Source organism: Aquimarina sp. Aq78, from assembly GCF_900299525.1.
In the GTDB taxonomy this organism is placed as follows: domain Bacteria; phylum Bacteroidota; class Bacteroidia; order Flavobacteriales; family Flavobacteriaceae; genus Aquimarina.
This window is the reverse complement of the sequence record NZ_OMKA01000026.1, coordinates 570,350-591,135: the sequence shown is the minus strand read 5'-3', so window position 1 is coordinate 591,135 and position 20,786 is coordinate 570,350. Positions and strand designations below refer to the sequence as shown.

At 33.4% G+C, this 20,786-nt stretch carries 22 protein-coding genes; 10 read left to right on the top strand and 12 right to left on the bottom strand.

From position 1 onward, the window contains the following. Positions 1-12 precede the first annotated feature (12 nt). Positions 13-1,014 (top strand): MlaD family protein, encoded by a 1,002-nt coding sequence (locus DG435_RS18875; RefSeq protein WP_106790896.1) that lies wholly within the window; start codon positions 13-15, stop codon positions 1,012-1,014. Next, the gene (locus tag DG435_RS18870; protein ID WP_106790897.1) at positions 1,004-1,492 is read left to right on the top strand and encodes a hypothetical protein; all 489 of its coding nucleotides are present in this window, start codon (positions 1,004-1,006) and stop codon (positions 1,490-1,492) included. Before DG435_RS18875 ends, DG435_RS18870 begins: the two co-directional genes overlap by 11 nt. A 34-nt stretch (positions 1,493-1,526) precedes the next feature. On the opposite strand, the gene DG435_RS18865 is transcribed toward DG435_RS18870, so the two are convergent. From DG435_RS18865 to DG435_RS18850, 4 genes are read right to left on the bottom strand one after another with little or no spacing between them, the layout of a single operon-like run. Further along, the gene (locus DG435_RS18865) at positions 1,527-2,324 is read right to left on the bottom strand and encodes a DUF6544 family protein (protein WP_106790898.1); all 798 of its coding nucleotides are present in this window, start codon (positions 2,322-2,324) and stop codon (positions 1,527-1,529) included. A gap of 31 nt (positions 2,325-2,355) precedes the next feature. Beyond that, complete coding sequence (locus DG435_RS18860; protein WP_106790899.1) at positions 2,356-3,030, bottom strand: ABC transporter ATP-binding protein; 675 nt, start codon at positions 3,028-3,030, stop codon at positions 2,356-2,358. 7 nt (positions 3,031-3,037) lie between these two features. Continuing rightward, entirely contained in the window at positions 3,038-4,300 is a 1,263-nt protein-coding gene (locus tag DG435_RS18855) for an FtsX-like permease family protein (RefSeq protein ID WP_106790900.1), read from the bottom strand. Further along, the gene (locus DG435_RS18850) at positions 4,300-5,382 is read right to left on the bottom strand and encodes an efflux RND transporter periplasmic adaptor subunit (RefSeq protein ID WP_106790901.1); all 1,083 of its coding nucleotides are present in this window, start codon (positions 5,380-5,382) and stop codon (positions 4,300-4,302) included. Before DG435_RS18850 ends, DG435_RS18855 begins: the two co-directional genes overlap by 1 nt. A 202-nt stretch (positions 5,383-5,584) precedes the next feature. On the opposite strand from DG435_RS18850, the gene hpf reads away from it, so the two are divergent. Together hpf and DG435_RS18840 are read left to right on the top strand one after the other, a co-directional pair. Next, positions 5,585-5,887: a ribosome hibernation-promoting factor, HPF/YfiA family gene (gene hpf, locus DG435_RS18845; protein WP_024768211.1), complete on the top strand. Its 303-nt coding sequence runs from the start codon at positions 5,585-5,587 to the stop codon at positions 5,885-5,887. Positions 5,888-6,453: 566 nt separating this feature from the next. After that, entirely contained in the window at positions 6,454-7,305 is an 852-nt protein-coding gene (locus tag DG435_RS18840) for a M12 family metallopeptidase (protein ID WP_106790902.1), read from the top strand. Positions 7,306-7,421: 116 nt separating this feature from the next. Here the strand turns inward: DG435_RS18840 and tyrS are convergent, their stop codons facing one another. Further along, positions 7,422-8,717 carry a tyrosine--tRNA ligase gene (gene tyrS / locus DG435_RS18835; RefSeq protein WP_106790903.1) on the bottom strand — a complete coding sequence of 432 codons (1,296 nt, stop codon included), beginning with the start codon at positions 8,715-8,717 and terminating at the stop codon, positions 7,422-7,424. 279 nt (positions 8,718-8,996) lie between these two features. Between tyrS and DG435_RS18830 the strand changes: the two genes are divergently transcribed. Then, positions 8,997-9,176, top strand: a complete 180-nt coding sequence (locus DG435_RS18830) for a hypothetical protein (protein WP_106790904.1) — start codon at positions 8,997-8,999, stop codon at positions 9,174-9,176. A gap of 121 nt (positions 9,177-9,297) precedes the next feature. Beyond that, complete coding sequence (locus DG435_RS18825) at positions 9,298-10,311, top strand: NAD-dependent epimerase/dehydratase family protein (RefSeq protein WP_106790905.1); 1,014 nt, start codon at positions 9,298-9,300, stop codon at positions 10,309-10,311. Here DG435_RS18825 and DG435_RS18820 read toward each other — a convergent pair. From DG435_RS18820 to DG435_RS18810, 3 genes are read right to left on the bottom strand one after another with little or no spacing between them, the layout of a single operon-like run. Then, a complete protein-coding gene (locus DG435_RS18820) occupies positions 10,283-10,786 on the bottom strand; it encodes a DUF4296 domain-containing protein (RefSeq protein WP_106790906.1) in 504 nt (167 codons plus the stop codon). The genes DG435_RS18825 and DG435_RS18820 overlap by 29 nt on opposite strands. After that, the gene (locus tag DG435_RS18815) at positions 10,783-12,123 is read right to left on the bottom strand and encodes a dihydroorotase (RefSeq protein ID WP_106791077.1); all 1,341 of its coding nucleotides are present in this window, start codon (positions 12,121-12,123) and stop codon (positions 10,783-10,785) included. Before DG435_RS18815 ends, DG435_RS18820 begins: the two co-directional genes overlap by 4 nt. Before the next feature lie 2 nt (positions 12,124-12,125). Further along, positions 12,126-12,857, bottom strand: coding sequence for a polyprenol monophosphomannose synthase (locus tag DG435_RS18810; protein WP_106790907.1), 732 nt, complete (start codon positions 12,855-12,857; stop codon positions 12,126-12,128). Between the two features lie 96 nt (positions 12,858-12,953). Here DG435_RS18810 and DG435_RS18805 point away from each other — a divergent pair, with 96 nt between their 5' ends. Beyond that, a complete protein-coding gene (locus DG435_RS18805; protein ID WP_024768219.1) occupies positions 12,954-13,607 on the top strand; it encodes a DUF4271 domain-containing protein in 654 nt (217 codons plus the stop codon). A gap of 34 nt (positions 13,608-13,641) precedes the next feature. Continuing rightward, positions 13,642-14,388, top strand: a complete 747-nt coding sequence (locus DG435_RS18800) for a uroporphyrinogen-III synthase (RefSeq protein ID WP_024768220.1) — start codon at positions 13,642-13,644, stop codon at positions 14,386-14,388. Positions 14,389-14,464: 76 nt separating this feature from the next. Here DG435_RS18800 and pckA read toward each other — a convergent pair whose 3' ends face one another. Both pckA and DG435_RS18790 read right to left on the bottom strand, forming a co-directional pair. Then, positions 14,465-16,021, bottom strand: a complete 1,557-nt coding sequence (gene pckA / locus DG435_RS18795; protein ID WP_106790908.1) for a phosphoenolpyruvate carboxykinase (ATP) — start codon at positions 16,019-16,021, stop codon at positions 14,465-14,467. 69 nt (positions 16,022-16,090) lie between these two features. After that, positions 16,091-16,489: a DUF423 domain-containing protein gene (locus DG435_RS18790; protein ID WP_106790909.1), complete on the bottom strand. Its 399-nt coding sequence runs from the start codon at positions 16,487-16,489 to the stop codon at positions 16,091-16,093. A 137-nt stretch (positions 16,490-16,626) separates the two neighbouring features. On the opposite strand from DG435_RS18790, the gene DG435_RS18785 reads away from it, so the two are divergent. Together DG435_RS18785 and DG435_RS18780 are read left to right on the top strand one after the other, a co-directional pair. Then, positions 16,627-17,997 carry a saccharopine dehydrogenase family protein gene (locus DG435_RS18785; RefSeq protein ID WP_106790910.1) on the top strand — a complete coding sequence of 457 codons (1,371 nt, stop codon included), beginning with the start codon at positions 16,627-16,629 and terminating at the stop codon, positions 17,995-17,997. 146 nt (positions 17,998-18,143) lie between these two features. Continuing rightward, the gene (locus tag DG435_RS18780) at positions 18,144-18,614 is read left to right on the top strand and encodes an Lrp/AsnC ligand binding domain-containing protein (protein ID WP_106790911.1); all 471 of its coding nucleotides are present in this window, start codon (positions 18,144-18,146) and stop codon (positions 18,612-18,614) included. Positions 18,615-18,686: 72 nt separating this feature from the next. On the opposite strand, the gene DG435_RS18775 is transcribed toward DG435_RS18780, so the two are convergent. Continuing rightward, complete coding sequence (locus DG435_RS18775) at positions 18,687-19,379, bottom strand: zinc metallopeptidase (protein ID WP_106790912.1); 693 nt, start codon at positions 19,377-19,379, stop codon at positions 18,687-18,689. A 110-nt stretch (positions 19,380-19,489) separates the two neighbouring features. Continuing rightward, entirely contained in the window at positions 19,490-20,605 is a 1,116-nt protein-coding gene (gene ald, locus DG435_RS18770) for an alanine dehydrogenase (RefSeq protein ID WP_106791078.1), read from the bottom strand. Positions 20,606-20,786 lie beyond the last annotated feature (181 nt).

Genomic DNA, 20,786 nt, shown 5'->3' with positions numbered 1-20,786 from the left:
AAGTGAAACGTTATGAAAAAAACAGCATCCCAAAAGTTGAAACTTGGTGTCTTTGTCGTGATCGGTACAGTATTACTTATCGCTGCACTATACTCTATCGGAAATCGAAAAAATCTCTTTGGTAGCAATATCAGAATCATGACTCAATTTACGAATGTCAACGGCCTAGAATTAGGAAATAATGTTCGGTATTCTGGTATCAATGTAGGAACAGTAAGCAAGATTAAAATGATAGACGATACTCAAATTATAGTCGAAATGCTTATTCGGGAAAATATAGGAAAACATATTAAAAAAGATGCCGTAGCAACTATAGGATCAGACGGCCTGGTAGGCAATATGATTGTAAATATTATTCCCAAGGAAAGTAAAAAATTACCAGTAATATCGGGAGATACCATCCAATCTTACAGCAAAGTAAGAACCGATGATATGCTCACTACTCTTAATGTCACCAACAAAAATGCCTCCTTACTTACAGCAGACTTATTAAAAATAACTACAGAGATCATTGAAGGTAATGGAACTATAGGGTTATTGATCAATGATTCTATAATGGCAAAAGACCTGAAACAAACTATTTTTCAATTAAAAAATGCCAGCACAGGTGCATCACAAACTATTACAGAACTTAGAAATATCATCTTTTCTATCAATCAAGGTAAAGGTGTGGCTGGTGTTTTGTTACAGGATAGCCTATCTGGTCAGAAAATGAAAACTATTGTTAATAATCTAGAGCAGTCAAGTATTGATATTAATCAAGTGACCAAAAATCTTACGGTAGTTCTAGAAGAGGTAAAAGAAGGAAAAGGAGCGTTACACTACCTAACAACAGATCCAAATCTGGTTAAAAATATTGATTCTACAATGAATAGCATCAAAGAAGGAGCATATCGTTTTAACGAGAATATGGAAGCTCTAAAGCATAATTTTTTGTTTAGAGGGTACTTTAAAAAGCAAGAAAAAGAAAAGAAAAAGGAAGAATCTTTTAAGAATAATAGCCATGAAAATTGAACATCTTGAAGAACGAGTTAATAAGTATAGAAATTCTATAAAAACGGTTGTAGATAAAAGAATGCTTTGGAAAAACAAAACCAAAGATATTCTTCTTAAAACCTTACAGGGAATTGTACAACAATATGATATTGGTTGGAAAGTTCAGGAATTGAGCTGGATTCATAATAACGAAGCTATAAATATTACTTTTGATTCCTTTCCTCAAGAACTAATAGATTGTACAAACCTAATACCTGCATATCAATTTTTACCTGGAGGAGCCTTGATTTTTTCACAATCCTACAATGGTGACATTTATGTTTTTATGTTATTCCCCGAGATCGAAAATAAACCTCAAGAAAATAACATGATAGAATTAGGGGTGTATACTCCAGAATCGATAACCCAAAAATTTATTATTGAGAAAGTAGATGAATTTCTAAAAGAGATTATTAAATGGGAAGTCCCCTCTCTAACGAATAAAGTAGGGTATTGATCCAATCCTGGATAGTTCGTTTCGATATGTGTTACTAGCTCATTAATTTGTAATCAAGAATATTAGCTTTAAAATACTTCTGCTTCCCTTTTTTAAGATCCCAGATTGCAGTCATCGTACTCGGAATCAACAATCCATTATAATCTCTATATTCTCCTACCTCTCCAATAAAATCTTCGAGTTCTGTATCTCGATATCTTTTGGTTTGAAAATGATCTATCATCCCATTTTGGTTAAATGTAAAAAGGCCTTCAAGAGTATGATTCTCGGTTACAACAGTAGCCTTTATCGTTCTATAATCTATAGCTTCCCACGAGATATCAGGGTTTAGAAAACCTATCGGAAACCAGATGAGTTCTCCCAAATACCGTCCTAATGAACTTTGATCTACTTTTTGACCTGTAAACAGAACTATATTTTTTAATCCCAGTACACTCACTTTCACTTCACCTTTACCACTAGTATATTTATCTCTGATTAGCATTGGTAATGCTTTTGCTTTCCATATAAATCCAAAGTTGTTCGAAGACATGTATTGCGTAGCAGAAAATGGTAACCACTTTTTTTCTGGACTCGCTCTGATCTCTCCTTTTTGCGTAAAAATAGCATTGCAGTATTTTGGTTTCCCCACAATGTTGACTTTACTAAGGTAATTTTTCATCAGATCAGGAAGGTCATCCAAGTCTTTCTCAGTGATTTTTACATCTATTTCTCTACTTGTATTGAATAATAGTGCCCTTTCTTGTTCTACAGAGGTATTAAACGACACTATCCCAACTATGGATATCACAACTAATAGTATTAGTATACTTCCAATTATAACCAATATCATTTTTAGAATTATTTTTTATTAAAAATTATAATTAACCTATAATTCTGCCATCTCCCATTTCTATAATTCGATCGGTTTTATTTGCAAAATCTATATCATGGGTAACAACCAGAAGTGACAACCCTTCTTCATCACTTAATTGCTTAAAAACATTGAACACATTTTCAGAATTATGACTATCCAGATTTCCTGTAGGTTCATCTCCCATAATGATAGCAGGATCATTTATTAGAGCCCTCGCAATGGCAACTCGTTGTTTTTCTCCTCCAGAGATACGTGAAGCTCTTTTTTTGGCAAGGTGATCAATTTTAAGGATACGAAGCTTGTTCATCGCATCATGCTCAATTTCTTCTATAGATTTTTCGGCTAGTTTTTTAGCAGGAAGCATTACATTTTCTAATACCGAAAATTCGGATAACAGGTAATGAAACTGAAATACAAAACCTATATGTTTGTTTCGTATATAAGAGAGTTTTTCTCTTTCTTGTCCCGTTATGAGTTCGTTATTCAGGTATAATCCTCCTTCATAATCTGTATCCATAGTTGATAAGATATACAACAAAGTAGATTTACCACACCCCGATTTCCCCATAATAGAGACAAATTCTCCCTGGCTTACCTTAAAAGAAATATCTTTTAACACATGAAAAAGTACTGGTTTTCTAAAATACTTGTTGATGTCTTTGGCTTCAAGAACTGTTTTCATAGCATTGTTATTGTCCCCTGATGATACGCACAGGGTCTATTTTTTTTGCTTTCTGAGAGGGTAAGTAACCTGCCAAAAAAGTTGAAATCATAGCGAATGTGATACCAATGCTATAAAACCAGGGATTGTGATTGATAGGGTAAGTAGTAATTGTTGGCAATGCCTCTGTCTCAAAAGGTAATTGATCAATAAGATGAGATAGACCAAATCCAATTAACAGTCCTAAAACTCCACCAACAACACCTATGATCATAGCTTGGCTCATAAAAATCAATTGCACATCTTTTCCCGAAAAACCAGTTGCCTTTAGAATAGCGATATCATTCATTTTTTCATAAATGAGCATATTTAGAATATTGTAAATACCAAAACCTGCTACAATCAATAGTGTTATAGAGACGGCATAGGTAATTAGGTTTCTAATCGTAGTCCCTGTTTCAAATTGTGCATTAGCAGTATTAATATCAATTGCTTTGAGTTTAAACTGTTGCTCTACTTTTTCTGCTAATGCGATGGCTTGTTCAATATTGTGAAGTTTTACATTGATATCTGTAATATAATTTTCTGCTTCTCCCAGAATACGCTGTACAGTTTTAATAGTAGCAAAACTTTGAATGTTATCAATATCAGCAATCCCGCTTTGGTATATTCCTACAATTTTTAACGGAAAAACATCTCCTTTTATAGTACTGACCTGTACTCTATCACCAATATCAAGAGACATTTTTTTTGCAACACCCGCACCTAGCAGAATACCATTATCATTATGCTGCAAGGCCTGGGGGGTTCCTTTAACAATATAATCTTTGAAATTAAAAAATTCCACTTCTTTCATAATATCAACACCGGTTAGATTACCTCCTAATTCAATAGATCCCGCGATATAAAATATTTGTGATTTAATCTGTGGTATTGCCTCTCTAACCTGAGGGTCTTTGTTAAGATAGTTAATGATAGGAAGCGCATTATGAATTCTTTTCTGACTTTGTTTTGGCTTAATCGAATGCACTACATTAAATGTATTTTGAAGTTCACCATATAAGTCTACAGGTTGTTTTTTTGAAGGTTCAATCTCATTAAAAATATGAATGTGTGGTGTCTGATTAAGAATCAAATCATCTAGCATCTTATTCAGCCCGGTCATAAAACAAACCAAAGTAATATATGCGCCAATACCAAAAGTTACACCCAAAGCTGCTGTCGCAGTTTGTTTGATTTTGGTAACCAGATGTGTTCTGGCAATGTTTAATATGACTTTCCAATTGGTCATTATTCGGGTTTATAGATCCAGGTGTTTTTGGTAATTCCTGATAAGATTTCTACAGTATCCATACTCTGAAGCCCAATAGCAATTTCTACTGTTCCTTTTTCAGTTTTTACTTTAGTATCATCAATCAGGTATTCTTTTGGTATCGTTAGCACTTCTTTTCTTTGAGCTATGATAACATTTGCCTCTCCAGACAATCCCGGATATAATACCTCTGGGCTTTTGTCAAAAAGAGCTTCAACCATAAAAGTTTGATTACGCTCATCCTTTTTAGGGTATATTTTACTCACTTTTGCAGTAAATACCTCTCCATTATATGCGTCTAGGGTTATTATAGCTTTTTGGTGTTTTTTAATTTTTACAATATCCACTTCATCAACTAGCATTTCGACAACAAAAACAGTAGCACTACCCACTGCTGCAATCGGTTCTATAGTATTTACAATCTCTCCGGGATGCTTATATAAACCATATACCTTGCCATTAATCTTGCTATTAATAGTAAAATCTTTGGTGGTTATTACCGAGGTTTTATAATTGTTTTTTGCCTGTTGTAATCGAGTCTTGAGTTCTTCTCGAGTTCTATCATACTTATTTTTCAACAAGTTCAAAGAATTTGCAGAAAGTTCGTAGGTGAGTTTTTTAGTATCGTGCTCTATTTTAGAACCTATCTGTTGACTCCATAGATTTTTCTGACGACAATAATTTATAGAATCATTAGTCATTTTAAGAGTTGCTGATTTAATCTCTTCTTCTATACTATTAAGAATTGCTGCATTGCCATTATAGTTTTTTTGGGCAAGTTCAAACGATAATTTAGCGTTTTCTGCATTTAACTTAGGGTTACTGTTTATGATCTGAAGCAACGGGGTTTCTTTTTTGACACTATCTCCTTCTTCTACAAGGTTTTTATCCAAAATACCATGTACCGAAGCATATACTTGATACAAGCTGTCTGGCTGGATAGTAACCGATGAATATACCAATTCTGTAATGTCTCTTACTGCAGGAAGTATTTTTTCTTCTTTATCTCCACAGGATATAAGAACAGTAGTAAAAAACATCCATAATACATGCTTAGACATATCTACATATTTTTATCGAATTTCGTTGAAAAGACTGATTTTCGGAATGATATTTGTCATATTTAAAAAAGATGATAGTCTTTATTTTAGCATAGAGATTAGACCAAAATACATGCTCTAATGAAGCTCAGAAAATATGTGAATTTTATACCAATACAGAGCAGTATTGATCTAACAATTAAAAACCATAAAATATAAACAAATGCAAATCAATATTCAATTTGTACAAATGCCAACTAGTGAAACTATGGAAGGTTATGTACATGAAAAACTAAATAAATTATTCAAAAAATATGATTGGATAATTAAATCGGATGTATTTTTCAAAAAAGAAAACGATCCAAAGGGAAAAGGTAAAATCTGTGATGTAGAGTTAAGTTTACCAGGACCAAAACTATATGCTACATCTAATGAGAAAAATTTTGAATTTGCTTTTAAAGAAACACTTAGTGATTTAGAAAGACAGCTCAAAAAACGGAAACAAGAAATGAAACCATACATCTAGGCGCTACATTTCTGAAATGAATCAAAAATTTAACATTCTAAAGCTCAAAAACTGATATTTGTCATGTTTCATGAATCCTAAGAGAATTACTTTAGCTAATGGTTAACAAATGATTTCTTTTAATTTTTAGTTAAAAAGAAATGGGTTTTGTTGTAGAAATGTAACAAAGCCATAACAAAGAAGTTAGCTTTATTTCTAGGTAGATAGTCCAAAACTTATATTTAGCAATAAATTGAGCATTAAAGATTAATACATCAATTAATAAAATTAATTTCTTTGAAGAAAACAGGTAAGTGTACACTTACCTGTTTTTGTTTTATACATACTTATCTTTAAAATTTATCGAAAAAAAATAAATTTTTTATTGATTATACCAAAATTAGGTAAGTGCCTGTTTTTAAATACAATTCAATTCTTCACTACAAGGCAACCATAGTTTCATTACGTTAAATCCTTGATTTACAGAGCAAAAAGTAAATTTTCAAATCAACTCAAATACAATATCAAGTATTCATTGATCGTTAATTCCCAATATACAAACACAAATTTAACTTAAAATTTACATTATGAAAACGAGTAAATTATTAAGCCTCTCGGCTTATGCATTATCTGTATTAATGTTTACCAATTGTCAAACAGAAGATGAGCCTGTAACTACAGAAATTAATCAGGAATCTTCTAAATCAGAAGCTTCTGCAGAAGTTTACCCTCTAAATGGGGCTGAAAAAACTATATCAAAAGATTTTTTTGATGTCAAAACAGAATTTAAAGAAGTAGATGGTAATCTTATCCTTGGAGATATGATATTATCTCACGAACAGGTAGAAGAAACCAATACTCTAGAAAAAGGAGTGATCCGAAGAAATAGGCATTGGCCTAAATCAGGAAACTACTATTATATTCCTTATACTGTTGACAGTAATTTATCAAACAAAGGTCGTGTAACTAGTGCAATTAATCATTGGGAAAGTAAAACCAAAATACGATTTATAAAAAGAACAAATCAAAGAGCTTATATTCGTTTTAGATCAGGCTCAGGATGCTCTTCTTCTGTAGGTAGAACAGGAGGTAGACAAAATATCACTTTAGCTTCTGGTTGTTCTACCGGAAACACTATTCATGAAATCGGGCACGCGATCGGTATGTATCATGAGCAACAACATCCTAAACGAGATAACTATGTTACTGTTAATTTTAACAACATCAAAAGTGGTAAAGCTTCTAATTTTAATAAAAGATCTTCTTCTTCGGTTAGAACCTCAACATTTGATATTGGATCTATTATGATGTATGGTTCTTACTTTTTTAGTAAAAACGGAAAGCCTACAATCGTAAGAAAAAACGGAAGTACTTTTAATGTACAACGTCGTGCATTAAGCAGCAGAGACCTAAGTGTTATAAAACGATACTATAAATAAAAAGAAATAGTCGTTAATTAGAAAAGGAGAGAAATCCCAAATATTTCTCTCCTTTTTATATTCCTATTTTCAAATAAATTTGATTTAAGTACTCTAAAAATTAGGTTCTACGTGTTTTATACCACTCTGATCACAAAATAGTTTTTCTTACCACGTTGTAATAAAACGAATTGACCATTAATCAAATCATTATTTGATATTGAATACGTATCGTTAACCTTTTCTTTGTTTACCGAAATAGAATTTTCTTTCAGTGCTCTTCTAGCTTCTCCATTTGATTTAAGAAACCCTGTATGTTCTGCCAGGGCACCAATCATATCAACACCATTAGCGATCATATCCTTTGCAATCTCGGCTTGTGGCACACCATCAAAAACATCTAAAAAAGTAGCTTCATCCAAACCTTTTAGATCTTCAGATGTAGATTTTCCGAAAAGAATTGCAGATGCTTTAATCGCATTATCAAGATCTTCCTGAGAATGTACAATAACAGTAACCTCATCTGCCAGTTTCTTCTGTAAAATTCGTTGATGTGGAGCTTCTTTATGAGCAGCTATCAGAGTTTTTATTTCTTCTTCAGTCAAAAACGTAAAAATCTTAATGTATTTTTCGGCATCTTCATCACTGGTATTTAACCAATATTGGTAAAATTTATAAGGTGATGTTCGCTTAGCATCAAGCCATACATTTCCTCCTTCAGATTTACCAAATTTCGATCCATCAGACTTAGTAATCAACGGGCATGTTAATGCATATCCTTTTCCTCCAGCTATTCTTCTTATCAGTTCGGTTCCTGTAGTAATATTACCCCACTGATCGCTTCCTCCCATTTGTAAAGTACATGCATGTGCTCTATACAAATGCAAAAAGTCATATCCCTGTACCAGTTGGTATGTAAATTCTGTAAATGACATCCCTTCTGATGATTCTGATGAAATTCGATTCTTAACAGAATCTTTGGCCATCATATAGTTTACGGTAATATGCTTACCCACGTCTCTAATAAACTCCAGGAACGAAAAATCTTTCATCCAGTCATAGTTATTGACTAATATAGCTGCATTAGGAGTATCGCTTTCAAAATCCAAAAATCTGCTTAATTGTGATTTTATAGCCTCCTGATTATGACGAAGTGTTTTTTCATCCAGTAGATTACGCTCTGCCGATTTTCCCGAAGGATCCCCAATCATACCTGTGGCGCCACCTACCAATGCAAAAGGCTTATGCCCCGCTCTCTGGTAATGTGCCAGTAACATGATAGGAACCAGGTTACCAATATGCAATGAATCTGCTGTAGGATCAAACCCCACATAGGCAGATCTCATTTGCTCCATTAAGTATTCTTCGGTCCCGGGCATGGCATCATGCAACATTCCTCTCCAACGTAATTCTTCTATAAAATTTGTAGTCATTGTACTATAATTCAATTAAGAGCGACAAAGATAAAAATATGGATAATATCCAGCTATGAATATGATAGAAATTGGATGGTATTGATTTATCATCTTCACCAATTGTAAAACACCTGTTACACTAATAGCCATAGCACTAAAATATCCATTCCTCTTTTCTCTTAAAAAAATTATCGAGTAGTCTAAATACACGTTTCTTGATTTTCACTGAAAACAGGGGGTATGCAGTCTTCAAATAGTAATAATTTTCATTTCTATTAATTAAAACCAATTTATATTATGAAAAAACAAGCAAAAAATTCTAAAAAACTGAATCTTAAAAAATTAGAAATTGCAAAATTAGATGGCCTAAATACTATTTATGGAGGACAACCACACAATGGACAAACTGATAATGAAGCTCCAACCTCTGGTGACGAGCCTATAAAATCATGTAGATGTAGTAATATTTGTGAGTAACCTTTACGTTTAAAGAAAAATTCAAAAGACCTTAATACATTTTAAAATATTGAGGTCTTTTTATTTTTTAGCAAAAAAAATGTGCATTAATTGTTTACTTTAGTGTCGTAGAATATATACTATGATATTAGTTACAGGAGCAACAGGTTTAGTAGGAACACATCTACTGGTTAGACTCGTACAGGAAAAACAACAAGTACGTGCCTTATACAGAACAGAGGCTAAAAAAGAACAGGCTAAAAAAGTATTCTCCTCTTATTTCACAAGTGAGGAAAAACACTTGTTCGATACTATAGAGTGGGTGAATACAGATATCAATAACATCCCTGTTCTAACTGAAGCTTTTGAAGGGATTACCCATGTATATCATTGCGCTGCCAAAATTAGTTTTAATCCATCTCACTATAAAAAATTAAGAAAAGCCAATATCCATGGTACAGCAAATATTGTAAACCTTTGTTTAATCAAAAAGGTGACCAAACTCTGCTATGTAAGTTCGATTGCAACACTTGGAGAAAATTTATCCAGCGCTCATATTGATGAAAAAGCAGAATGGAATCCTGAAACTCCTAATTCTGTATATTCAATTACCAAATATGGAGCAGAGATGGAAGTTTGGAGAGGAGTACATGAAGGGCTTACCGCAGTAATTGTAAACCCTGGTATCATTATCGGTCCTGGTTTTTTTGATAATGGTAGTGGGTATCTCTTTAAAAGGATTTACGGCGGAATGAAATATTATACTACAGGAACTACCGGCTATGTAGCCATACAGGATGTTGTCGATATTATGTATAAACTCACAACAGGTACCTATAGCAACCAACGCTACATTCTGGTCGGAGAGAATTTGAGTTACAAAAGTGCTTTTAGTATGATTGCCAAGGCACTACACAAACCATTACCTAAAAAGAAAATTTCTCCTTTCTTGATGAAAATTGCCTATTATATACAACGTGTTAGCCATATTTTGTTTAGGACCAAAAGATCGATATTTAAATCATCTATACGAAGCGCTTTTTCTACAAAATACTATGAGAATGATAAAATAAAAAAAGAGCTTATTTATAGTTTTACTCCAATTGAAAAAAGTATCAAAGAAACTGCTACTGCTTTTTTGAAGGAGGAGCATTAGTCCTTTTCCTCTTAGCTTCTTCTATCTTTTCCTCAATTATATCTTCTGTAACAACAGGTAGATCTATAAGCTTAAGTGTATCTTTATTTTTTGCAATAGAATCTTCAATTTTTTTAATAGAATCCTCTTCCTTTTTCAACTTCTCGTATTTTGCTATCTCTTTATCCAGATTGGCCTTTACGCGAACAAAAATTGCTTCATACTTTTCTATCTGACCAGAATACCAGGTATTATTTTCCACAAAAATAATGCTGTCTATACCATGTTTCTTCAGAATAAAAGCTTCAGGATTAATATTTTCTTCCTCAAAAGTTTTTCTGTTAGAGCTTTTTGCAGACCTTACAAAAGCAATATCAGTTAAAATTTCAACCATACGGTCTTCTTCTATAAACGATTCTGGCTTAGGAGGTTTATTTATACTCTGACAAGAAATAAAGGCCAGAAAAGCTATAGTATATATTATATTTCTAATCATCTGTCAAAAGTTAGTCGTTGCGCGTGTCGCACATCATAGAATTTAAAGTTCTTATATACCAAACTTCCATTAATAAAAGTATGCGTAACTCTCGATCTAAAGGTAGTTCCTTCAAAAGGTGACCATCCGCATTTATATGCAATATTATCCTTGTTTACCGTCCAGGGTGCATTTATATCGACTAAAACGGCATCTGCATAATATCCTTCTTTTATAAATCCTCTTTTCTCGATCTGAAATAATATTGCCGGATTATGGCACATCTTCTCAACGATTTTTTCTAAGCTTATTTTATCCTGGTGATAAAATTCTAACATAGCAGGAAGTGCATGCTGTACCAATGGTCCTCCAGAAGGTGCTTTGGTATACACATTATCTTTTTCTTCTTTAGTATGCGGAGCATGATCTGTAGCAATTACGTCTATTTTGTCCTTTAGTAATGCATTAAATAGAGCATCCCTGTCTTTTGCTGTTTTTACAGCAGGATTCCATTTAATCAATGTTCCTTTTTCTTCATAATCTGTATCAGAAAACCACAAGTGGTGAATACATACTTCGGCTGTTATTTTCTTTTCCTTAAGCGGAATTTTATTTGTAAACAGCTTTAATTCCTTTGCAGTCGAAAGATGAAAAACATGTAATCGTGCTCCTGTCTTTTTAGCTAGTGCTATCGCTTGTGATGAAGACAAATAACAAGCTTCTTCACTTCGGATAATAGGATGAAATTTTACAGGAATATCATCACCGTACTCTGCCTTATATTTTGCAGTATTATGCTTAATCGTTTCTTCATCTTCACAATGCACTGCGATTAACAAATCTGTAGAAGAGAATATTTTTTCTAACACTTCTGGGTTATCTACCAACATATTCCCTGTAGATGAGCCAAGAAACAGTTTAAGTGCTGCTACTTTTTTCGGATCTACTTTAAGGATTTCTTCCAGATTATCATTTGTACCACCAAACATAAAAGAGTAATTCGCATAGCTTGTTTTTGCAGCGATTTCAAATTTTTCTTCAAGTTTTTCTATTGTTGTTGTTTGCGGTACAGTATTAGGCATTTCTATAAAAGAAGTAATCCCGCCTGCTATGGCTGCTCTGGACTCAGTTTCTATAGTTGCTTTATGTGTTAATCCAGGTTCTCTAAAATGCACCTGATCATCAATGACCCCAGGCAATAAGTATTTGCCTTCTGCATCAAAAATGTGCACATCTGGCGATTTTGCACTTATCTGTGGTGCAATTTCTTTAAAAATACCGTTTTCTATATATACATCTCCATTAAAAATCTGCCCTTCATTAACGATGTTAGCATTTTTAATAAGCACATTATCCATAATCATATTTCGTAGCGATTAAATAAGCTGTTAAATTTCATTTTTATAACTCCAAAAACAGCTTCAGAAATAATTCCTTTGCTCATTTTTGATGTCCCCCTAGTTCTATCTGTAAAGATTACAGGGATTTCTTTTATTTTAAATTTTAATAAATGAGCCTTAAACTTCATCTCTATCTGAAAGGCATATCCCACAAATCGAATTTTTTTAAGGTTTATTTTTTCTAATACCTCTCTTTTATAACAGATAAATCCTGCAGTTGTGTCATGAATATCCATTCCTGTAATAAATCGAACATATTTTGAAGCTCCCCAGGACAATAAAACTCTACTCATTGGCCAGTTCACTACATTTACTCCAGTCACATATCTAGATCCAATAGCAACTTGAGAAGATCCTTTGGCACAAGCATTATACAATCGTATAAGATCGTTAGGGTTATGAGAAAAATCTGCATCCATTTCAAAAATGTACTCGTAAGATCGTTCTAATGCCCATTCGAAACCAGTAATATATGCTGTCCCTAAACCTAATTTCCCTGCTCGTTCTATTAAAAAAAGAGACTCTGAGTATTCTAGCTGTAACTCCTTTATCTTATCTGCAGTTCCATCTTGAGAATTATCATCTACAATAAGAATATGGAAATCACGCTGAAGCGAAAGCACATTCTTAATGATACGCTCCACATTTTCAATTTCATTATAGGTAGGGATTATAACTAAGGCATCCACCATCTAGGCTATTTTTCAGGCAAATATAACTAAATAATTACTAGTTATTTTCTTGTTTTTATGAGTTAATTGATCGTAATTTTGATCCCAGAACAGAATATGGAATTTATTTTACGAGAAATAACATCAACAAATTGGCTTACTATCATAATCACAGTATGCCTGATGCTACTAGCTGCGGCCAAAGGGGTGAATATGCTTCGCTTTACCGATTTCATGATGCTTTTTAGTAATAGTAAATATATTATATCATATCAAAAGCTCAATAAGCTTTCTTCTTTATTTAATGCAATTTTACTATTATTTCAGATCGTTTCGGTATCTCTGTTTCTATATTTATGTTTTGGTGTATTCGAATGGCAAGTTGTACCCAATCAAATCACATTATATTTTAAGATCGCAATCATATATACCGTCATCGTTATTTGTAAATTACTTATAGAAAAAATAGTTGCAACTATTTTTTCTATTGATTCTATAATTGATGAATATTTATTTTACAAAGTATCGTATCGTAATTTTATGGGAGTCATACTATTACCTATTAATATTGTATTTATTTATGCGTTGCAACCTTCTATAATTGCATTTATAATATTGCTGATTTTACTAATTATTCTTAATACAATCATGCTTGTTTCTTTTTATAAGAAAAACGAAAATATTATTTTGAACCACTTGTTTTATTTTATTTTGTATCTTTGCGCACTTGAAATCGCACCCTATTTTATACTGTATAAGCTTATTAGTTAATTAGTAGGATCTTTACAAAAAAGAAAGAAAATATATGAAAGTGAAGACAATTTTGGTTTCACAGCCGGAGCCCAAAGTGGAAAATTCACCTTATTTTGATTTAGAAGAAAAGGAAAAAGTAAAAATTGACTTTATCCCCTTCATTCATGTAGAGGGAGTTGACTCAAAAGAAGTAAGGTTACAAAAAGTAGATTTATCACTATATACTGCTATTATCCTTACCAGCCGTAACTCTGTTGATCATTTCTTTAGAATAGCAGATGAGATGCGTTATAAAGTACCTGATACACTCAAGTATTTTTGTCAAAGTGAAGCCGTAGCATATTATCTGCAGAAGTATGTTGTATATCGAAAAAGAAAGATATATGTAGGAAAACGTACTTTTCAGGAGTTATCTCCTTTGATCAAGAAGTATAAAAACGAGAAGTTCTTATTACCTTCTTCAGATAAGTTAAAGCCACTAATTCCTGAAACATTAGACACTCTAAAAGTAGAATGGAAGCAAGCTGTTTTTTACAGAACTGTGGTAAGTGATCTTTCTGGTTTAAGGGATGTATTTTATGATATTTTGGTGTTTTTCAGTCCATCTGGAATACAGTCTTTATTTGAGAATTTTCCTGATTTCAAACAAAATGACACCAGAATTGCTGTGTTTGGAAACTCAACCGTTAAAGCAGCCGAGGAGCACAATCTGATTGTTAACATTCAGGCGCCGACTCCAGAAACGCCATCAATGACAATGGCACTTCAAAAATACATTAAAGAAGTAAATAAGAAATAGATAGTTTTATTTATTCTCAATGCATAAAAAAAGGGATCGAATATCGATCCCTTTTTTAGTATTAAAGTAAAAAATCTTATTCAAATTGTTTAAAATTCTTTTTAAAAGAATTTACCAGCTCTCCAGCCTTAGTGTCATAAGCATCTTTATCTGCCCATGTATTTCTTGGATTCAGAATATCCGAAGGTACATCAGGACAACTTTCTGGCATGCTAAGATCAAAATAATTATCAGTAACATAGGTTACATCATTAAGTTTACCTTCTAAGGCAGCATTGATCATTGCACGGGTATATTTCAATTTCATTCGGCTTCCTGTACCATATGCTCCACCAGTCCATCCTGTATTTACCAACCATACATTAGCTCCGGTTTTTTCGATCTTACTCATTAGCATATCTCCATACTCTTTAGGATGCAATGGCATAAAAGGAGCTCCAAAACAAGCAGAAAAGCTTGGTAATGGTTCATTAACTCCTGCTTCGGTTCCTGCAACCTTAGCTGTATACCCACTAATAAAATGATAAGAAGCTTGCTCCTTGGTTAGTTTAGAGATAGGAGGCAATACCCCAAAAGCATCTGCAGTAAGGAAAAAGATATTAGTTACCGTTTTACCTCTACTAGGTACCTTGATATTTTCTATGTGATCAATCGGATAACTTACTCTTGTATTCTGAGTAATACTGGAGTCTGTATAATCTACAACTCCATTATCATCAATGATTATATTTTCTAATAATGCTCCTTTCTTAATAGCATTATAAATTTCAGGTTCTTTTTCTGAAGAAAGGTCTATTACTTTTGCATAGCATCCTCCTTCAAAATTAAATACTGTATCTTCTTCTGTCCAGGCATGCTCATCATCTCCTATTAGCCTTCTTTTAGGATCTGTAGACAAAGTAGTTTTACCAGTTCCTGATAATCCAAAAAACAGAGCTGTTTTACCATCTTCTCCTTCATTTGCAGAGCAATGCATAGGTAAACAATTACGTTCTACAGGAAGAATGAAATTTAAAGCAGAGAAAATCCCTTTCTTAATCTCACCTGTATATCCGGTTCCTCCTATTAAAGCTATCTTTTTAGAAAAATTAAGGATTGCAAAATTATGCTGTCGTGTACCATCTACTTCTGGATCTGCCATAAATCCAGGTGCATTAACGATCAACCAATCAGGATCAAAAGACTCTAATTCTTTCTTCTCCGGCCTTAAAAACATGTTATATGCAAACATATTAGACCATGGATATTCATTAAGTACCCGAATATTTAATTTATATTCTGGGTCGGCACATGCATAGCTATCACGTACAAATACTTCTTTCCCTGAAAGATAATTTGTTACTTTATCATACAATGCATCAAATGCGTTTTGATCAAAAGGAATATTAATATCTCCCCACCACACTTTATCTTGTGTGACATGATCTTTAACAATAAAACGATCCATAGGGGATCGACCAGTAAATTCTCCTGTGTTAATTGTTAATGCACCTGATTTGGTAATTTTCCCTTGACCTTTTCGCACTACTTCTTCTTGAAGATTTTCAGAAGATAACTGGTAGCGCATTGTAGCATTTTCAATACCGTAATTCTTTAACGAAAACGTTTTCGTAGTTGGATACAGTGGTTCCATATATAATATGTTGTGTTTGTTATGTACGTGCAAAATTATAAATAATAATTACACTAACCGACAAAAAAATCACTTAATCTTTACCAATGAAATTACTAAGAAAGTCCATCCAAGTATCAATAGAAGACCTCCCAAAGGGGTAATAAAACCAATACTTGACAGAGAAATCCCTAAAACCTCATCGATCACCAAAAGGTATATTGACCCTGAAAAAAGGGTTATTCCCCCCATGAAAAAGTAAAAAATACGCTTTCTGGTAACCTCTTGTAAAACAGACATATTCCCCAAAATAATACAAACGATAGCATGATACATTTGATATCGTACCCCAGTTGTAAAAGAATTAATACTTTCCGGATCTACTAATTTCTCTAATCCATGAGCTCCAAAAGCTCCTAATAGTACCGCAAGTAATCCCATCACGGCACCGGTAATCAAAATTGTTTTGTTTGCTGATATTTTATCCATAATTGACTATAACTAGTATTAAATTTTAAACTTTAGACAAAAATTTTTCAAAAATATAATTAATCCACAGTTGTAGAGAACCTAATCTTTGCGGTATTTATTACATTCGTATCAAAGTTATCAAAATATCAGAAGGTATGCGAAAGATCTTAGTTATTGGTGCAGGTAAATCTACTGCGGTTCTCATTAAATATTTCAAGGATAAATCTATTTCAGAAAATCTATATATCACTATTGGTGATATTTCTATTGAAAACGCAAAAAAGCTAGCTGGCGATCATTCTAATACAGAAGCAGTACTTCTGGATGTTTTTGATCAGAATTCACGAGAAAAAGCTATTCAAAATGCAGATATTGTAGTATCAATGCTTCCTGCACGGTTTCATATCGAAGTAGCTAAAGACTGCTTGCTATTTGGCAAATGTATGGTCACCGCATCATATGTTAGCCCAGAAATGCAGGAACTTGATGCAGAAGTTCGTAAAAAAGGACTCGTTTTTATGAATGAGATTGGCGTAGATCCTGGTGTCGATCACATGAGTGCAATGCAGGTCATCGATAGGATTAGAAATCAAGGTGGTAAAATAATTTTATTTGAATCTTTTACGGGTGGATTGGTCGCCCCCGAAAGTGATACTAACTTATGGAATTATAAATTTACCTGGAATCCTCGAAATGTTGTTATTGCCGGACAAGGTGGTGGTGCAGAATTCCTACAAGAAGGAACATATAAGTATATACCTTATCATAAATTATTTAGAAGAACAGAATTTCTTGAAGTCGAAGGTTATGGCCGTTTTGAAGCCTATGCAAATCGAAATTCTTTAAAATATCAAAGTATTTATGGATTAGATGATATCTTAACTCTATACAGAGGAACTATAAGAAGAGTAGGGTTTTCTAGAGCATGGAATACCTTTGTACAATTAGGTATGACTGCAGATGATTACACTCTTGCGAATTCAGAAGATATGAGTTATCGTGATTTCACAAATTGTTTTCTCGCCTATTCTCCTTCGGATTCGGTAGAGCTAAAACTTCGTCATTACCTTAAAATTGATCAAGATGATATTATGTGGGATAAACTTCTGGAACTTGATCTTTTTAATCCAGATAAAAAAGTCGGCATTCCTAATGCTACTCCTGCGCAGATTCTTCAGAAAATCTTGATGGACAACTGGACTTTGGATGAAGGAGATAAAGATATGATCGTGATGTATCATAAGTTTGGTTATGAGATTAACGGCAAACACAAGCAGATAGATGCTACTATGGTAAGTATTGGCAAAGATCAATCGTATACAGCGATGGCCAGAACTGTAGGTTTACCGGTAGCAATGGCCACATTACGCATTCTGAACAAACAAATTACCACCCCAGGAGTACAGATCCCTATTCAGGAAGAGGTATATACTCCTATACTCAAAGAACTTGAAGAGTATGGTATTGTATTTAAGGAAAGAGAACGTGATTATCTTGGCTATAATCCTGATGGTGTAAAAGGATAAATTGAATTAAAGAATTATCGTTTTTTAAGTTCATATAAAATCTATTGAATTGTTATCTGATTTAATTTTTTAACAATTTCCAGTTTTACGTTTCAATTAAAAACCATTAATTGTATTTTTAGTTAATAATTGTAATTTTATATCCTATGAAAGGTCAAAACAATAACTTAAAAATTGATGGTATTGATAAAGAGATTTTACGTAATCTTATGGAAGATGCCCGAAGACCTATCCTGGAAATCGCCAGAAAAGTAGGAATATCTGGTGCTGCTATTCATCAAAGACTTCGTAAACTCGAAGCTTCAGGGCTTATTGCTGGATCAAAGTTTATAATCGATCCCAAAGTCCTAGGATATAAAACAATGGCTTTTGTAGGTGTGCATCTGGACAAAGCCGTAAGTAACCCAAAAGCAGTAAAACAATTACGAGACATCCCAGAAGTAATCGAATGCCATTACACTACAGGAAATTGGTCTATTTTTATCAAAATACTATGTAGGGATAACGAGCATCTAATGGTTGTATTGAATAAAAATATTCAAGCTATAGAAGGTGTATCCCGTACAGAGACTTTTATTTCATTAGACCAACAAATCGATCGCCAGATTAAGATATAATAGAAATATGATCTGCCAGGCTTTATATCAAACTTGACTCAGTATTCCGGACAGATCATATTTCTATAAAATTTAATCCCTTCTACCCATAAAGATAGAGATAAAGTACAGTAAGGTTGCCAAAGAACCTAAAGCAGCTACTACGTAGGTACGGGCAGCCCATTTCAATGCATCTTTTGCCCCTGCATGCTCCTGGGTAGTAAGCATATTATTATTTTCTAACCATGCTAATGCTCTATTACTAGCATCATACTCTACAGGAAGTGTAATAAATGCAAATAACGTAGTTACTCCGAATAATATAATCCCAATCAGGAAAATAGTATTCCCAAAGATCATTCCGGATGCTGAAAGAATAAGCCCTCCCATAATCACAAAATTAGAGAGTTTACTTGCAACTCCTACAGCGGGTACTATCTTTGATCGCATTGTTAACCAACTATATGATCTGGCATGTTGCACAGCATGACCGCATTCATGAGCAGCTACCGCCGCTGCCGCTGCATTACGTTGACTATACACTCCTTCACTTAAATTTACTGTCTTATTTCTTGGATTATAATGATCTGTAAGCATTCCTGCTGTAGAAACCACCTGCACATCACGAATCCCGTTATCCTGTAGCATCTTTGTAGCAATCTCTGCACCACTCATGCCATTTTGCAAACTGATATTAGAATATTTCTTGAATTTACTTTTGAGTTTATTGCTTACATAGGTGCTCACCAAAAATATGACTCCCGCAATAATATAATATCCCATCATAACTATTCACTTTTTTTATTGTAATTAAACTTGGTATATAAAATACAAAAACCTCGCCATAATAACGAGGTTTTTGATTAAATAAACTTGAGTTAGCCAATAAATCGAGTTTAATTCAAATATGCATTTACATCTTTTAAAGGAAGATTAAAAGCTTCGGATATCGCAGGATATACGACATCACCGTTAATCACGTTTAGTCCTTTTTTAAGTGGTATATTTTCATTACAAGCTTTTTTCCAGCCTTTATTTGCCAATTGTACTGCATATGGCAAAGTGACATTAGTTAATGCCAAAGTTGACGTATATGGTACTGCACCTGGCATATTTGCAACAGAATAATGTACAACATCATCAATAATATATACTGGATCTTGATGCGTTGTTGGTTTTGTTGTTTCAAAACAACCTCCCTGATCTACTGCTACATCTACTACCACAGTTCCTGGACGCATCTCTTTAAGCATATCGCGAGTGATCAATTTTGGTGCTTTTGCACCTGGTATTAATACTCCTCCGATAATTAAATCAGAATCTTTTATATGCTTACGAATATTATACTCGTTAGAATATTCTGTCTTAACATTTGCAGCCATTACATCATCTAAGTAACGTAATCTCTTCATACTAATATCCAAAATCGTTACATCAGCTCCCATTCCTGCAGCCATCTTAGCAGCTTGAGTTCCTACTACACCTCCACCAAGTACTAATACTTTTGCTGGTGGAACACCGGGAACACCACCTAGAAGAACTCCTCTTCCTTTTAATGGTTTTTCTAAAAACTTAGCTCCTTGTTGGATAGACATACGTCCTGCTACTTCACTCATCGGAGTTAATAATGGAAGACTTCGATCTGGATCTTCAACAGTTTCATAAGAAACACAAACCGAACCACTTGCAATCATTGCATTAGTTAATGCTTCTCCCGATGCAAAATGAAAGTATGTAAACACCAATTGATCTTTTTTGATCAATTTATATTCTGGTTCAATAGGCTCCTTGACCTTAATAATCATTTCGGCAGTGTTATATACCTCTTCTATAGTAGGCAAAATTTTAGCACCTGCTTTGATATATTCTTCATCTTCAAAACCACTTTGAAGACCAGCATTCTGCTGTATGAAAACAGCATGACCATGTCTAACAAGCTCCATAGTCCCGGCAGGTGTTACACCTACTCTGTTCTCGTTATTTTTGATTTCTTTGGGAACACCAATTACCATATCTCTAATTTTTGTGCCGAAAATATATGTTTTTCGCAAAATACACAATTAAAAAACTCCAAAAAATACAATCTTAACAATTTTGAAGAATCTTTGATTTTTCCTAAAAAAATTAGATTTTCAACAGTTTATTTCATTTTTATTGAAATTTTTTCGGCAGAAATCAAAAATCGCTTACAGA

What these genes read in the sequence shown, in the direction of transcription:
- DG435_RS18875 (WP_106790896.1), top strand. Translation starts at nt 13, where the DNA reads ATGAAAAAAACAGCATCCCAAAAGTTGAAACTTGGTGTCTTTGTCGTG.
- DG435_RS18870 (WP_106790897.1), top strand. Translation starts at nt 1,004, where the DNA reads ATGAAAATTGAACATCTTGAAGAACGAGTTAATAAGTATAGAAATTCT.
- DG435_RS18865 (WP_106790898.1), bottom strand. Translation starts at nt 2,324, where the DNA reads ATGATATTGGTTATAATTGGAAGTATACTAATACTATTAGTTGTGATA.
- DG435_RS18860 (WP_106790899.1), bottom strand. Translation starts at nt 3,030, where the DNA reads ATGAAAACAGTTCTTGAAGCCAAAGACATCAACAAGTATTTTAGAAAA.
- DG435_RS18855 (WP_106790900.1), bottom strand. Translation starts at nt 4,300, where the DNA reads ATGACCAATTGGAAAGTCATATTAAACATTGCCAGAACACATCTGGTT.
- DG435_RS18850 (WP_106790901.1), bottom strand. Translation starts at nt 5,382, where the DNA reads ATGTCTAAGCATGTATTATGGATGTTTTTTACTACTGTTCTTATATCC.
- hpf (WP_024768211.1), top strand. Translation starts at nt 5,585, where the DNA reads ATGCAAATCAATATTCAATTTGTACAAATGCCAACTAGTGAAACTATG.
- DG435_RS18840 (WP_106790902.1), top strand. Translation starts at nt 6,454, where the DNA reads ATGAAAACGAGTAAATTATTAAGCCTCTCGGCTTATGCATTATCTGTA.
- tyrS (WP_106790903.1), bottom strand. Translation starts at nt 8,717, where the DNA reads ATGACTACAAATTTTATAGAAGAATTACGTTGGAGAGGAATGTTGCAT.
- DG435_RS18830 (WP_106790904.1), top strand. Translation starts at nt 8,997, where the DNA reads ATGAAAAAACAAGCAAAAAATTCTAAAAAACTGAATCTTAAAAAATTA.
- DG435_RS18825 (WP_106790905.1), top strand. Translation starts at nt 9,298, where the DNA reads ATGATATTAGTTACAGGAGCAACAGGTTTAGTAGGAACACATCTACTG.
- DG435_RS18820 (WP_106790906.1), bottom strand. Translation starts at nt 10,786, where the DNA reads ATGATTAGAAATATAATATATACTATAGCTTTTCTGGCCTTTATTTCT.
- DG435_RS18815 (WP_106791077.1), bottom strand. Translation starts at nt 12,123, where the DNA reads ATGGATAATGTGCTTATTAAAAATGCTAACATCGTTAATGAAGGGCAG.
- DG435_RS18810 (WP_106790907.1), bottom strand. Translation starts at nt 12,857, where the DNA reads ATGGTGGATGCCTTAGTTATAATCCCTACCTATAATGAAATTGAAAAT.
- DG435_RS18805 (WP_024768219.1), top strand. Translation starts at nt 12,954, where the DNA reads ATGGAATTTATTTTACGAGAAATAACATCAACAAATTGGCTTACTATC.
- DG435_RS18800 (WP_024768220.1), top strand. Translation starts at nt 13,642, where the DNA reads ATGAAAGTGAAGACAATTTTGGTTTCACAGCCGGAGCCCAAAGTGGAA.
- pckA (WP_106790908.1), bottom strand. Translation starts at nt 16,021, where the DNA reads ATGGAACCACTGTATCCAACTACGAAAACGTTTTCGTTAAAGAATTAC.
- DG435_RS18790 (WP_106790909.1), bottom strand. Translation starts at nt 16,489, where the DNA reads ATGGATAAAATATCAGCAAACAAAACAATTTTGATTACCGGTGCCGTG.
- DG435_RS18785 (WP_106790910.1), top strand. Translation starts at nt 16,627, where the DNA reads ATGCGAAAGATCTTAGTTATTGGTGCAGGTAAATCTACTGCGGTTCTC.
- DG435_RS18780 (WP_106790911.1), top strand. Translation starts at nt 18,144, where the DNA reads ATGAAAGGTCAAAACAATAACTTAAAAATTGATGGTATTGATAAAGAG.
- DG435_RS18775 (WP_106790912.1), bottom strand. Translation starts at nt 19,379, where the DNA reads ATGATGGGATATTATATTATTGCGGGAGTCATATTTTTGGTGAGCACC.
- ald (WP_106791078.1), bottom strand. Translation starts at nt 20,605, where the DNA reads ATGGTAATTGGTGTTCCCAAAGAAATCAAAAATAACGAGAACAGAGTA.